At 38.4% G+C, this 14,427-nt stretch carries 16 protein-coding genes; 2 read left to right on the plus strand and 14 right to left on the minus strand.

Annotated features, from left to right (window positions below; translation table 11 throughout):
• Positions 1–308: 308 nt before the first annotated feature.
• Genes nrdF through ABN099_RS16860 form a run of 4 tightly spaced genes read right to left on the minus strand, consistent with a single transcriptional unit; the run spans position 309 to position 4,102 of the window.
• Positions 309–1,277 carry a class 1b ribonucleoside-diphosphate reductase subunit beta gene (gene nrdF, locus ABN099_RS16845; protein ID WP_349465475.1) on the minus strand — a complete coding sequence of 323 codons (969 nt, stop codon included), beginning with the start codon at positions 1,275–1,277 and terminating at the stop codon, positions 309–311.
• 31 nt (positions 1,278–1,308) lie between these two features.
• Positions 1,309–3,435 (minus strand): class 1b ribonucleoside-diphosphate reductase subunit alpha, encoded by a 2,127-nt coding sequence (gene nrdE / locus ABN099_RS16850; RefSeq protein WP_349465477.1) that lies wholly within the window; start codon positions 3,433–3,435, stop codon positions 1,309–1,311.
• A gap of 13 nt (positions 3,436–3,448) precedes the next feature.
• A complete protein-coding gene (nrdI, locus tag ABN099_RS16855; protein ID WP_349465479.1) occupies positions 3,449–3,865 on the minus strand; it encodes a class Ib ribonucleoside-diphosphate reductase assembly flavoprotein NrdI in 417 nt (138 codons plus the stop codon).
• A 12-nt stretch (positions 3,866–3,877) separates the two neighbouring features.
• Positions 3,878–4,102, minus strand: a complete 225-nt coding sequence (locus tag ABN099_RS16860; RefSeq protein ID WP_349465481.1) for a glutaredoxin family protein — start codon at positions 4,100–4,102, stop codon at positions 3,878–3,880.
• Positions 4,103–4,384: 282 nt separating this feature from the next.
• Between ABN099_RS16860 and ABN099_RS16865 the strand changes: the two genes are divergently transcribed.
• Together ABN099_RS16865 and cspE are read left to right on the plus strand one after the other, a co-directional pair.
• Complete coding sequence (locus ABN099_RS16865) at positions 4,385–4,858, plus strand: methylated-DNA--[protein]-cysteine S-methyltransferase (protein WP_349465483.1); 474 nt, start codon at positions 4,385–4,387, stop codon at positions 4,856–4,858.
• Positions 4,859–5,055: 197 nt separating this feature from the next.
• Positions 5,056–5,265 (plus strand): transcription antiterminator/RNA stability regulator CspE, encoded by a 210-nt coding sequence (gene cspE / locus ABN099_RS16870; RefSeq protein ID WP_023581133.1) that lies wholly within the window; start codon positions 5,056–5,058, stop codon positions 5,263–5,265.
• Between the two features lie 111 nt (positions 5,266–5,376).
• Here the strand turns inward: cspE and crcB are convergent, their stop codons facing one another.
• From crcB to rsfS, 10 genes are all read right to left on the minus strand, one after another.
• The gene (gene crcB, locus ABN099_RS16875) at positions 5,377–5,751 is read right to left on the minus strand and encodes a fluoride efflux transporter CrcB (RefSeq protein WP_349465485.1); all 375 of its coding nucleotides are present in this window, start codon (positions 5,749–5,751) and stop codon (positions 5,377–5,379) included.
• 13 nt (positions 5,752–5,764) lie between these two features.
• Complete coding sequence (gene lipA, locus ABN099_RS16880; protein WP_349465487.1) at positions 5,765–6,730, minus strand: lipoyl synthase; 966 nt, start codon at positions 6,728–6,730, stop codon at positions 5,765–5,767.
• A 101-nt stretch (positions 6,731–6,831) separates the two neighbouring features.
• Positions 6,832–7,476, minus strand: a complete 645-nt coding sequence (gene lipB / locus ABN099_RS16885; RefSeq protein WP_349465489.1) for a lipoyl(octanoyl) transferase LipB — start codon at positions 7,474–7,476, stop codon at positions 6,832–6,834.
• Positions 7,477–7,637: 161 nt separating this feature from the next.
• Entirely contained in the window at positions 7,638–7,901 is a 264-nt protein-coding gene (ybeD, locus tag ABN099_RS16890) for a DUF493 family protein YbeD (RefSeq protein WP_349465491.1), read from the minus strand.
• Positions 7,902–8,096: 195 nt separating this feature from the next.
• Complete coding sequence (dacA, locus tag ABN099_RS16895; RefSeq protein ID WP_349465493.1) at positions 8,097–9,308, minus strand: D-alanyl-D-alanine carboxypeptidase DacA; 1,212 nt, start codon at positions 9,306–9,308, stop codon at positions 8,097–8,099.
• A gap of 123 nt (positions 9,309–9,431) precedes the next feature.
• A complete protein-coding gene (gene rlpA / locus ABN099_RS16900; RefSeq protein WP_349465495.1) occupies positions 9,432–10,394 on the minus strand; it encodes an endolytic peptidoglycan transglycosylase RlpA in 963 nt (320 codons plus the stop codon).
• Between the two features lie 10 nt (positions 10,395–10,404).
• Positions 10,405–11,517: a peptidoglycan glycosyltransferase MrdB gene (gene mrdB, locus ABN099_RS16905; protein WP_349465497.1), complete on the minus strand. Its 1,113-nt coding sequence runs from the start codon at positions 11,515–11,517 to the stop codon at positions 10,405–10,407.
• Between the two features lie 5 nt (positions 11,518–11,522).
• Positions 11,523–13,418, minus strand: a complete 1,896-nt coding sequence (gene mrdA, locus ABN099_RS16910; protein WP_349465647.1) for a peptidoglycan DD-transpeptidase MrdA — start codon at positions 13,416–13,418, stop codon at positions 11,523–11,525.
• Between the two features lie 37 nt (positions 13,419–13,455).
• Positions 13,456–13,926 carry a 23S rRNA (pseudouridine(1915)-N(3))-methyltransferase RlmH gene (gene rlmH, locus ABN099_RS16915; RefSeq protein WP_349465499.1) on the minus strand — a complete coding sequence of 157 codons (471 nt, stop codon included), beginning with the start codon at positions 13,924–13,926 and terminating at the stop codon, positions 13,456–13,458.
• Positions 13,927–13,928: 2 nt separating this feature from the next.
• Positions 13,929–14,255: a ribosome silencing factor gene (gene rsfS / locus ABN099_RS16920; RefSeq protein ID WP_349465501.1), complete on the minus strand. Its 327-nt coding sequence runs from the start codon at positions 14,253–14,255 to the stop codon at positions 13,929–13,931.
• Positions 14,256–14,427 lie beyond the last annotated feature (172 nt).

Genomic DNA, 14,427 nt, shown 5'->3' on the forward strand with positions numbered 1-14,427 from the left:
AAAAGGCTATTTGAAAGAAGTTTAAGCGGAAAAGAAAAATGAATAAAAATGGATATATATTAGCATTTTTAATGTTTATTTGTTGTTGATAGAGGGATTATTGAAAAAATAACTAAAAATCATTCGTAAAAAATTGGTTATTCTGAGTAATCGAACGGTAAAAATCATACAATTAGATTAATTAATGAGCGATAAAGAATGCACTAAAAAATAAGCTATATTTTTCAGTGCATTATGTTTTTCTCCAAATACATAATTAAAATCAATGTATGGGATTAATTCTTTTGATGAGACACTTTGATGCTAAATTAAAAATCCCAATCATCATCTTCGGTATTGATTGTTTTTCCAATAACATAAGATGAACCAGAACCGGAAAAGAAATCATGATTCTCATTAGCATCAGGTGATAATGAAGAGAGAATAGCAGGGCTTACCTCTGTTAATTCGTCAGGAAATAAAGCCTCATAACCTAAATTCATTAATGCTTTATTGGCATTATAATGAAGAAACATTTTTACATCTTCAGTCCAACCTACAGAGTCATAAAGATCTTCAGTATATTTCACTTCATTGTCATATAAGTCTAATAGTAAAGAGAATGCAAAATCTTTAATTTCTTGCTTTTCTAATTCAGATTTATTTAATAACTGATTTTGAAATTTGTAACCAATATAATAACCATGAACTGCTTCATCTCTAATAATAAGACGAATAAGATCGGCTGTATTGGTGAGTTTTCCTCTACTCGACCAATACATTGGTAAATAGAAACCAGAATAAAACAAAAATGATTCTAAGAAGACGCTGGCGATCTTTTTCTTAAGTGGATCGGCATCTTGATAGTAATGCAGTATAATTTCGGCTTTCTTTTGTAAAAAAGGATTTTCTTCACTCCAGCGATAAGCCGCATCTACATCTGTAGTTAAACAGAGCGTTGAAAATATTGAACTATAAGAGCGAGCATGTACCGCTTCCATAAAACAGATATTAGATAATACTGCCTCTTCATGAGGTGTTAAAGCATCTGGCATTAAAGTTGGAGCACCTACTGTATTTTGAATAGTATCGAGTAGTGTTAATCCAGTAAAAACACGAATAGTTAGCTGCTTTTCTGCTTCTGTCAGTGTGTTCCATGAAGGAATATCATTAGAGAGTGGCATTTTTTCAGGTAACCAAAAATTCATGGTTAGACGATTCCACACTTCGAGATCTTTCTCATCTTCAATACGATTCCAATTAATCGCATTAATACGATTTAAATAAGGTGCTGACATATTGCATCCTCCTTATTGTTATTTGTTGTTATTAAAGCGCACATGAAACACAGCCTTTTACTTCGGTTCCTGCTAATGCGGTTTGTCTAATTCGAATGTAATACAGAGTCTTAATACCTTTACGCCAAGCATAAATTTGTGCCTTATTGATATCTCTTGTTGTTGCTTCATCAGAAAAGAACAAGGTTAGCGATAAGCCTTGATCAATATGTTGTGTAGCTTGAGCATAGGTATCAATGATTTTTTCAGCACCAATTTCATAAGCATCTTGATAATATTGGCGATTTTCATTGGTCATAAAAGGGGCTGGATAATAAACACGCCCAATTTTGCCTTCTTTTCTTATTTCAATTGGCGCTGCTATTGGATGAATGCTTGAGGTGGAGTGGTTAATATAAGAAATAGAACCTGTAGGCGGTATTGCCTGTAAGTTTTGATTGTAAATACCATAACTCATTACAGACTGTTTAAGCTTTTTCCAATCTTCTTGAGTTGGAATATGCACATTTGATTGGCTAAATAGCTGGTGGACTTTTTGTGTTTTAGGCAGCCACTCTTGTGATAAATACTTATTAAAATATTCACCTGATGCGTATTTTGAATTTGAAAAGTTATTAAAAGCCTGTTTTTTTTCAATGGCTAACTGATTTGATGCTAGCAAAGCGTAATAAGTGACGGTATAAAAATAAATATTAGTAAAATCTAAAGCTTCTTCAGAGCCATAATAAATACCTTCACGGGCTAAATAGCCATGTAAATTCATTTGCCCTAAACCAATCGCGTGAGAGGCTTGGTTACCTTTTTCAATAGAAGGTACGGATCCTATTTGGGTCATTTCAGAGACATTGCTTAGCGCTCTAATGGCAATATTAATTGTGTGAGCAAAATTAGGAGAGTCCATTGCCATGGCAATATTCATTGAACCTAAATTACAGCTGATATCATGACCAATATGACGATAACTAAGATCAGGGTGATATTCACTAGCACTATTAACTTGAAGAATCTCAGAGCATAAATTACTCATATTAATCCGACCAGCAATAGGGTTATTTCGATTTACTGCATCTTCAAACATGATATAGGGGTAGCCCGACTCAAATTGGATTTCAGCTAATGTTTGAAAAAATGCTCTGGCTTTAATTTTCTTTTTGCGAATATTGGCGTTATTCACCATTTCAGCATATTTTTCGCTAATGCTTATTTCAGACATGGGGACACCATAAACGCGTTCTACATCATAAGGTGAGAACAGGTACATATCTTCATTGCGTTTAGCGAGCTCAAAAGTGATATCAGGAATAACCACACCTAAAGAGAGCGTTTTAATTCTAACTTTTTCATCTGCATTTTCGCGTTTGGTATCAAGAAAATGATAAATGTCAGGGTGATGAGCATGCAAGTAAACCGCTCCAGCACCTTGCCTAGCACCTAATTGATTGGCATATGAAAAGGCATCTTCAAGCATTTTCATTATAGGGACTACACCAGAAGATTGATTTTCTATACGTTTAATGGGGGCGCCAGCTTCACGTAAATTAGTCAGTAAAAAGGCAACCCCACCGCCTCGTTTTGAAAGCTGTAGTGCAGAGTTAACTGATCTGCCGATAGATTCCATATTATCTTCAATACGTAGAAGAAAGCAGGAGACGAGTTCACCCCGTTGCTGTTTACCACAATTTAAAAATGTAGGGGTTGCAGGTTGGAAGCGACCGCTAATAATTTCATCAACAATATGTATCGCAAGTGCTGTATTTCCTTGTGCTAGTGTCAATGCCACCATACACACTCTGTCTTCATAGCGCTCAAGGTAGCGCTCGCCATCAAAAGTCTTTAATGTGTAGCTGGTATAGTATTTAAAGGCACCAAGGAAGGATTGAAAGCGAAATTTCTTACTATAAGCATGTTTGAAGAGCTGTTTGATAAAAGAAAACGCATATTGTTCTAAAACATGTGCTTCGTAATAGTGCTGTTGTACTAGAAAATCGAGCTTCTCTTTAAGATCGTGAAAAAACACCGTGTTTTGATTAACATGCTGGCGAAAAAAATGATGTGTTGCTAGTTTGTCTTTTTCAAATTGAATATTGCCTTGTTCATCATAGAGATTGAGCATGGCATTTAATGCATGGTAATCAAGTTGTTCAGTTGATTGTGTCATGTTTATTATCTCATTACGTCGATAAGGTCATTTCAATCGTTGACCAAAACGTACTTAATCCTATTTTTATACGCTTAACATCTTCTGGTGTGCCTAGAAGTTCAAATCGATACAGAAAAGGCACTTGGCATTTTTGAGCAATAATATCGCCTGCTAATCCATAGGCTGCGCCAAAATTAGTGTTTCCAGAAGCAATGACTCCGCGTATTAAATGACGGTTTTCAGGAATATTTAAAAACTGAATAACCGCTTTTGGTACTGCACCTTTAGTACCACCGCCACCATAAGTAGGACAAAGCAACACAAAAGGTTGTGTCGCGAGTAGCTTCTCATCTTCAATTAATCTTGTTGCTTGTAGATTGAGTTTTTGCACAAAGCGATGGCAATTTTCAGAGCGACTTGAAAAATAAATTAAAGGTGCAGTTTGCATTAGCGACTCCTTTTAGAGCGAAATTTCTCTTATTTTGTCAGGACAAAAACCAGACCAATGTTGTTCACCATTAACAACAACAGGCACTTGTCGATATCCCATAGAGACAATTTGCGCTAATGCTTGTGTATCTTTCGTGAGATCTACAGCGACAAACGGAATATTTTTCTGTTTTAACGCACGTTCAGTGGCGCTACATTGAACGCAATTCGGTTTGGTATAGAGGATCACAGACATAAACTAACCCTTATAAAAATGTGAATGCAGCAGAAATAGCAATCACAATGAAAAGTGATTAAATACTATATATAGATTCATTTATTTTCAACCACACAAGATATGGTGTTTTTGTTATTTGATAATGATTATTATTAAAATTAAACAGTTAGCGAGCTAACTTTATTTTTCAATCGCTCTATTGATCAATTTTTATTAGATATACGAGTAATTAGATAATTGCTTTATGAATAAACCATGATTTAATCTTGTAAATACAGACGGGTCAGCAGAGAAAACATTATGTACCAAGACTATCTCGATACACCGAAAGAATTTCCTAAACCCTATATCTCGATTACAGCAAATGAAGAGGGGATAACGAGTCTCTATTTTGTGGATGAAAAAGAAGTTGCAGTCAATTCGAGTCCGACAATTAATCAATGCATTAAACAACTAAAAGAGTATTTTGCGGGTAAACGTACGACTTTTTCAGTGCCATTAGCACCTGAGGGAACTGAATTTCAAGGTCGAGTGTGGAAAACGCTTCAAACGATACCTTATGGTGAAATTTGGAGTTATAAGAAATTGGCACTTACATTAGGTTCAGTCAATTATTGCCGAGCGGTAGGAATGGCAAACTCACGTAATCCAATCTCTTTAATTATTCCTTGTCATCGTGTTATTGGGCATAACGGAAAATTAGTTGGTTACACGGGAGGGTTAGATATCAAACGTTGGCTGCTTCGTTATGAAAAAGTTGATATTGATGAATAGTTCATACTGTTAGTATTAAGTATTATTTCTTAAGCGAACTATAGCTTAAGTCATGGGATTTGTCTGAATATTAATCGTTTGGCAGAAAAAAAATGCGAGTTTCGTGATCTAGGCTGTGGACAGCGAATCATCATTTTTGTTTTACTATAGCCAACGCAAAACGCTTGCGTTTATTTTCTATTTTAAAGGTAAACTTGATGTCTAAATTAAAAGGTAACGTTAAGTGGTTTAACGAAACTAAAGGTTTTGGTTTTATCACTCCAGAAGATGGCAGTAAAGATGTATTTGTACACTTTTCAGCTATTACATCAGAAGGCTTTAAAACCCTTGCTGAAGGTCAAAAAGTAGAGTTTGAAGTTACTGACGGCGCGAAAGGGCCATCTGCTGCAAACGTTGTCGCTATCTAATTAACGACTTCTTTGAGACAGTAAAAACCCGTTATTTAACGGGTTTTTATATTTCTAGAGCTAACCCGTTATTTAACGGTTTTTTATATTACTAATTTTATGTTTAGAGCATTACATTTCTCTTAATAGCCAAAATGCAAATGCAGTCATTAAAAATGAGCCAGCTAAGTTTGCGCCCATCGTTCCTAGTGCCCAACCTATTTTACCCTCAGTAAGTAGTGCTACAACTTCAACCGAGAAGGTTGAAAAGGTTGTTAATCCGCCACAAAACCCCGTAGTTAACATAATTTTCCACATTGGGTCGATATGTGGGGCTTTACTAAACCAAGCAATACCAAAAGCAATAATAAAAGCACCAATGCAGTTGGCAACAAGTGTGCCTGTTGCAAAATGAGGAAAGAGTGAATTTAGGCGGTAGCTAATTAGCCAGCGTAATACGCTACCTAATCCACCGCCTATAAATACAGCAATTGCAATATTGAGCATAAGAGATTAATCGTTATTTAACCTCAATCCCCTGAGCTTGAAGATCGGCATGATAAGATGAACGAACAAATGGTCCACAAGCGGCATGGGTAAAGCCCATTGCTAGTGCTTGTTCTTTCATATATTCAAACTCGTCAGGACTGACGTAGCGTTGAACAGGGAGATGATGACGGCTTGGCTGTAGATATTGCCCCAATGTCAGCATCGTTACCCCATGTTTGCGCAGATCACGCATAACGTCAATAATTTCTTCGTTTGTTTCACCTAACCCAACCATTAAGCCAGATTTTGTTGGAATATCAGGGTGCGCCTGTTTAAAACGCTCTAATAGTGTGAGTGACCATTGGTAGTTAGCGCCAGGGCGTACTTGGCGATAAACACGTGGTACGTTTTCTAAATTGTGGTTGAAAACGTCAGGTGGTGTTTCGGTTAAGATCTCTAGTGCTTTATCCATACGACCACGGAAGTCTGGGACTAAAGTCTCAATACGAATAGTTGGATTTTTTTCGCGGATCGCGGCGATACATTCAGCAAAGTGCTGAGCACCACCATCGCGTAAATCATCACGGTCTACTGAAGTGATAACCACATAACGTAGACCCATATCTTTAATGGTTTGAGCGAGTTTCTGTGGCTCTTGAGGGTCTGGTGCATTTGGACGACCATGTGCCACATCACAAAATGGGCAACGGCGAGTACAGATGGCACCTAAAATCATAAAGGTCGCTGTACCGTGGTTAAAACATTCCGCTAGGTTAGGGCAAGAGGCTTCTTCACAAACTGAATGAAGACCATTTTTGCGCATTGCCGCTTTGATACCTTGAATTTTACTTGAATCAGCGGGCAGCTTTATTTTCATCCACTCAGGTTTACGTAGTAGTTCTTCTCGTTCAGTAACGACCGTTTTAACAGGAATAAGTGCCATTTTATCGGCATCGCGATATTTAACTCCGCGTTCCATCTGAATAGGTTTACTCATAATTGTGCCAGTTCCAGTTATCTAGAGTGATTAACACGATGTGACTGAGGTAATCAGGGTTTTAAAAAAAAATGACAAATGTTAAAAAAATTATAGCATTTTTATTGCTGTGGTTGGAATCCTAGTTGTGTACAAAAATTTTTCACTAATAATGATGCTACCTGTTCAGTGGTTATATCAGGCACAAAATCAATGAGTTGTGTCATTTTTAGGTCAGGGTAACCACAAGGATTAATACGCATAAAAGGTGATAAATCCATATCAATATTTAATGCTAAACCATGAAAAGAGCAGCCTTTACGAATACGTAGTCCTAATGAACAAATTTTATCACCATTTACATAAACACCGGGTGCATCTGTACGTGCATAGGCTTCAACATTGAACGAAGCAAGGGTATCAATAACGGTGTTTTCTAATGCAGTGACTAATTGGCGTACCCCAATATGATTACGCTTTAAATCAAGTAACACATACATCACTTGCTGACCAGGACCATGATAAGTTACTTGACCACCACGATCTGATTGAATAACAGGGATAGTACCTGTATTTAATAGATGCTCTTCTTTACCTGCTTGCCCTTGGGTAAATACCTGTTCATGTTGAACGAGCCAAATTTCATCAGGGGTGTGACTTTCCCGTTTTTCCGTAAACTGATGCATAGAATCAGAAACCGGTAAATAAGGTTTTACACCTAATTGGCGAATAATGATTGTTTTGTCTTGCACCGTGAAAATCTTCATTTGTAGCGTAATTGTGAAGAGCAGTATAGCGCTCTGACAAATGAACTACCAGATTGAGATGTTTTTTTTGCGAAAGTGATAAAAAATTAGCAAACGAAAATATAAAAAAAGCGCCTAACTAGGCGCTTTTTCAAAATAGATTACCTAATGAAAATAGGTAATTATAGAACCATACGAACTAATTCAAGTTCACCAAGCTCTTTATATAAAGTCTCTACTTGGTCAATATGCGTTGCATTAATGGTAACAGAAACAGAGTGGTAGTTACCTTTGCTGCTAGGTTTAACTGATGGTGTATAGTCACCTGGCGCATGGCGTTGAATAACTTCAACAACTTGATCAACCAGCTCTGGTTTTGCATGTCCCATTACTTTATAAGTGAATGAACAAGGGAACTCTAGCAGCTCGTTTAATTTGGTTTTCATATTAAGTCCTTAAAGCAACAGGTATTATCGTTGCCATCAATATATTTATATACCCAATATTAACAAATAAAAAGCGCATTCCTTAGCGAATAAGGAATGCGATAGTGTTATTAGGGTAAATATCAAACAGGTAAATAGCGTTAAGCCAATATCTATATGTTAGTTATATATGGACAGATTTACCCATTTCAAGGTTTAGCCAAACCAGTGAGAGAATAATAATTTGATATAGTCAATAATGCGACTGAAGAAGCCACCTTCTTTCACTTCATTCATAACAACTAATGGACGTTGTTCAATAATTTGCCCATCAAGTTGGAAATTAATTACACCAACAACTTGATTTTTAGCAACAGGAGCATGAAGTTCAATATTCTCAAGAATATAGCTTGCTTTTAAATCTTTTAAGCGACCACGAGGGATAGTTAAATAAACATCTTTTTCTACACCCAACTGCACTTTATCCGTTTCGCCATACCAAATAGGTTCAGCCGCAAACTCTTTACCTACTTGTAGTGGTTTTACCGTTTCAAAAAAGCGAAAACCCCAAGTGAGTAATTTCTTACTTTCAGTATCACGGCCTTTAGATGAGTGTCCACCCATTACCACAGAAATTAAACGCATATCACCTTCGGTTGCTGAGGCGACAAGGTTATAACCTGCCGATGCTGTGTGACCCGTTTTAATACCATCAACATTTAAGCTGCTATCCCATAACAGACCATTACGGTTAGTTTGGCGAATATTATTATAGGTATACTCTTTTTCTTTATAGATAGCATATTCATCTGGTACATCACGAATAAGTGCAGCACCAATTAGTGCCATATCGCGAGCTGTACTGTATTGACCTGGAGCATCAAGCCCATGAACCGTTTGAAATTGAGTGTTTTTTAAACCAAGACGTTTAACGTAGTCATTCATCATTGTGACAAAGGTATCTTGGCTACCTGCGACATAAGATGCCATTGCAACACAAGCATCATTACCAGATTGCAGATTAATACCACGCGTAAGTTGAGCAACACTCACTTGATCGCCTGGTTTTAAAAACATCAGTGATGAACCACGAAAAACAGGATTACCTGTTGCCCACGCTTCTTCGCCAATGGGGACAATGTCGCTGTTTGAAATTTTACCAGCACGAATAGATTGTCCAATGACATAGCTGGTCATCATTTTGGTTAAGCTTGCTGGATCACGACGAACATCTGCGTTCATTTCAGCCAGTACTTTCCCTGAATTATAATCGATAAGAATATAAGATTCGGCTTCGATACTAGGAACAGCAGGTATCATTGTTTTTATTGAATCATCAGCGAAGCTGTTATGGCTAAAAGCCAGTAAAGCAAAAGTGGTGCTGAGTATGCTGGTTCTTAGTAATTTAGCTGGGAGTATCTGTTTCATTCTGTTTGTTTATTCCGGAAATTCAGGGGAAAAATAGAGACCGATAAATAAAATATCAGCAAACTTATAAGAGTTTACGCTTTAATTTGCTGATATAAAAAGAGTTAAATACGAATATTATCATTATTGGGTAATGATAAACGCATTAATATCTTTAATTTGTTTAAGCTTACTTTTTATTGTTTCAGCTTGTTCTTTTGATGAATAAGGACCTAACTGCACTTTATGTAACCCATCAGCAGTAATAATAAGACCTTTAGTATTCAACGAAGACGATAAATCATTTAGCCAAAACTGTGCATTATTGGCATTACTTAATGCACCAACTTGTACATAGTAACCTTGCGCAAGTGATGTTGATGAGGATACTGCCTGCGGAGCTGGAGCTGGAGCTGGAGCTGGAGCTGGAGCTGGAGCTGGAGCTGGAGCCATAGTTACTGATGGCGTTGTTGGCTGCGATACAGGCATTGGCGCTGTCGTTGCCGATGAAGTACTTAAATTAGGACGCTCAGGCAGGGCTGCTGTTTTTTTCTCTATTTGAGCACCATGTGTACCGATACCACTCATATAGCCATTTTGATCAACAACAATACCTTCAATCTGTAATGGAGTGGTTGGCATTATGCGCAAGCTATCAGCAACCGCTTGGGTGACTTGCAACTGTTTGTTATCAACATAAGGACCACGATCATTGATACGCACAACCATTGTGCGACCATTCATTAAGTTGGTCACTTTGACATAACTAGGAATGGGTAACGTTGGATGCGCAGCGGCAAATTCATAAGGATTGATACGTTCACCAATAGCCGTTAAACGACTCATCGCTAAACTATCATAGACAATAGCTTGTCCTCGTTCGCTAAAATTTGCGGGATCTTGAACGATATGATAAACGACACCGTTTTTCCGATAGTCTTGATTTGCGGTTGGGTGGTAAGGCTCATAGCGAGGCTCTGCACCCAAGACTCGTTGAGCTGGGACATTCGGTAAGGGGGTAGGTTGCTTGTTATTTACGGGTCTATCGACACCACACCCTGACAGTAGCAATGCACTGAAACCAATCAAAACCCATTGCAAACGCATAGAAACCTCATTATAAACTTTTTGATAATAGTTTTCGGTGTGTATGAATAGACATTACAATGCCGAACCCTGCCATTAAGACGATAAGTGCAGAGCCTCCATAACTCACTAAAGGTAACGGCACACCTACTACAGGAAGGATCCCACTGACCATCCCTATATTAACGAATACATAAACAAATAGGATTAGCATTAACCCGCCAATCATAACGCGACCAAATGTATTCTGTGCTTTCGATGCAAGGTAAAGACCTCGCGCAATTAAGAGTATATAGAGCGTAAGCAGTATCAGAACACCGATTAATCCTACTTCTTCAGCCAAGACTGCAAAAATAAAGTCTGTATGGCGCTCTGGTAAGAATTCTAATTGAGATTGCGTGCCTTGTAACCAACCTTTTCCATGTAATCCGCCAGAACCAATAGCAATTTTAGATTGGATGATATGATATCCCGCGCCTAACGGATCAGTTTCAGGATCAAGTAGCATCATTACCCGTGTACGTTGGTAATCATGCATCAGGAAAAACCAGAGTATAGGAATAAATGCAGCAATAAGCAGTACCGCAACAGTAATTAAACGCCAGCTCATTCCAGCGAGGAAAATAACAAAAATACCTGATGCAGCAATTAAAATAGAAGTCCCTAAATCGGGCTGTGCGGCAACTAAAAGAGTAGGAACAAAAATAATCACTAATGCAATTGTGGTATTACGTAGTGTCGGTGGGCAGACATCTCTATTCATAAATCGAGCAACCATTAGAGGCACTGCGATTTTAGCAATTTCGGAAGGTTGAAAACGAATGATCCCTAAATCTAACCAACGTTGAGCACCTTTACTGATGTGCCCAAAAACATCAACAAAAATCAGTAGTACAATACAGAAAAAATAGAGGTGGGGTGCCCAGCTTTCATAGACTCTAGGGGGAATTTGCGCCATAACGATCATGACCATAAAACCCGTTGCAATTTGCCCCATTTTTCTTTCCATCATTTCAGGATCTTGACCACTCGCACTCCACATAATAAATGCGCTATAGGCGAGTAAGGCAATAATACAAAGCAGAAAAAGGGGATCGATATGTAAGCGAGTCCAGAGTGATTTCTTTTTGTTATTTTCAGTCATAATAATTATTCCTCTGAACCACGTGGAGAAGGTGGAGATATTGGCAATACGGTGTTGTTATCCCCCAGTAAAATGTGGTCAAGTATCTGACGAGTGATATCACCCACAGAAGGACCCGCTCCTCCATTTTCTAAAATAATAGCCACAGCAACGGTTGGTTTATTATAAGGTGCAAAGGCTATCATCAATTTGTGGTCACGTAGATGTTCAGCTAATTGGCTAGCATTATAGGTTTCATAACTAAATACCTGAGCAGTACCCGATTTGGCTGCAATTTTATAAGGTGCATCAGCAAAACTACGACGAGCTGTACCATTTGGTAGATTGGCAACACCATACATACCATGTTTGGCGAGCTCCCAATAACCTGAGTTAATATTACCAATTTGGCGTGTTTCAGTATCAACATAAGGTAACATCTCATTACCTAATTTTGTGCCATAAAGTAGGTGAGGTGTTTTTACTTGCCCATCGTTAATGAGTGTCATGAGCGCTTTTGCCATCTGGATTGGTGTTGAGGTCCAATAACCTTGACCAATACCTACGGGAATGGTATCACCTTGATACCAAGGTTTTTTATAGCGCTGCTGTTTCCACTCTCTCGTTGGCATAATGCCGTTGCGTTCTTCAGATAAATCAATACCTGTGTATTCACCATAACCAAAACGGGTCATCCACGTAGAAATGCGGTCTATTCCCATGTCGTAAGCGACCTGATAGAAGAAGGTATCTGCCGATTCAATAATCGATTTGGTCACATTTAATTTGCCATGTCCCCAACGCTTCCAATCTCGATAACGTTTTTCAGAGCCAGGTAATTGCCACCAGCCGGGATCATGAATGGTGGTATTTGCTGTAATTACCCCTTCACTTAATGCAGCAACAGACATAAAAGGCTTAACGGTTGAGGCGGGTGGATAAAGCCCTTGTGTTGCTCGGTTAATCAGTGGTCTATCAGGGTTATTAAGTAGGGCTTGATATTCAGTGTTGGAAATACCACCGACAAAAAGGTTTGCATCATAACTTGGGTTAGAAACAAGTGCTAAAATCTCGCCATTACGGGGATCGGTGACAACAACCGCAGCGCGGCTGGTTGTAAGCAGTGTTTCAATATAGGTTTGTAGCTCAAGATCAATAGTAAGGTAAATATCTTTACCTGCTTGTGGTGGTTGTTCATGCAATTGACGAATAACACGACCTCGGCTATTAACTTCAACCTCTTCATAGCCTGTTTTTCCGTGTAAAACAGACTCGTAGTAACGTTCAATACCTAACTTACCAATATCGTGAGTTGCGGCATAATTGGGGTATAATCCCTCTTTTTCTAAGCGTTCAACGTCTTTATCGTTAATTTTGGCAACATAACCAATCACATGGGTTAATGCTGAACCATAAGGATAAAAACGACGTTGGTAACCTTTAATTTCTAAACCAGGATAGCGATACTGATTGATAGCAAAACGCGCTACTTGTACTTGGCTAAGGGCTGTTTTTAGCGCAATAGAGCTAAATCGGCGCGAGCGTTTACGCTCTTTTTCAAATGCGGCGATATCTTCATCAGTTAAGTCGATGACGTCTCTTAGACTATCTAATGTCTCTTGTAGATTGGCGACTTTTTCAGGCACAATTTCTAATTGGTATATAGTCCGATTTAGTGCAAGAGGTACGCCTTTACGGTCGTAAATAATGCCTCGACTGGGTGGGATCGGTACCAGTTTGATCCGGTTATCATTTGAACGTGTTTGATAATCATCATGGCGAGCAATTTGTATGTGGTAGAGGTTAAAAACCAGAATGCCACTTAATACAATAATGACTGAAAACGCGACGATAACACGGCGGATAAACAGTTTTGATTCCGCAGTATAATCTCGAAACGGGGTGCGCTTTCTTTTCTTCATCCCATTAGTTGATTTCACTTACTTACCCGCCAATTTATTATTCCCGATGATAAGGATGATTTGTGGTAATGCTCCATGCTCGGTAAAGGCTTTCTGCAACCACTACACGAACAAGAGGATGTGGCATCGTTAATGGAGATAAAGACCAGCTTTGATGTGCAGCTTCTTTGCAAGCAGGCGCTAACCCTTCAGGGCCACCAATTAATAAACTGACGTTTCTACCATCAAGCTTCCAGTGCTCAAGCTGTTCTGCTAACTTTGGTGTATCCCAACGAGCGCCAGGAATATCGAGAGTGACAATACGGTTACCTTTACCTACCGCTGCCAGCATCTGTTCGCCTTCTTTTTCAAGAATGCGTTTGATATCAGCATTTTTTCCACGTTTACCCGCTGAAATTTCAATTAATTCCAATGGCATATCTTTGGGAAAACGGTTGAAATAATCCATAAAGCCGGTCTGGATCCAGTCCGGCATTTTTGTACCAACGGCAATGAGCTGTAATTTCAAACTCAGCTCCAGAGTTTTTCGAGTTCGTACATGCGGCGGCTATCTTCTTGCATTACGTGAACCATGGCTTCACCAAGGTCAACAACAATCCAATCTGAAATACCTTGTCCTTCAACACCTAAAGGTTGTAATCCGGCTTCGCGGCAATCATCAACCAGATTATCAGCGACAGACATCAAATGGCGATTTGAGGTACCAGTACAAATAATCATGTAATCAGTTACACTTGATTTTCCGCGGACATCCAATGCAATAATATCTTGAGCTTTAGAATTCTCAAGTTTATCAATAATAAATTGCTGTAATTCTGTGCCTTGCAAAAGGGTCACCTTTTTCTATTTAGTTAACTCAATCGAGAAAATAATAAAGCGCTATTTTAAAGGAATTTATACCAATAAATCTATTTTACTCGATGATTAATTCCAGTTATCGATAACAAGAACACACATCAGGTTTTCCTGTTTTTCGATGATTGATTTAGAAAAGTTTATATATGCCTAT

It is taken from the genome of Proteus hauseri, from assembly GCF_040139125.1.
Taxonomy (GTDB): Bacteria; Pseudomonadota; Gammaproteobacteria; order Enterobacterales; family Enterobacteriaceae; genus Proteus; species Proteus hauseri_B.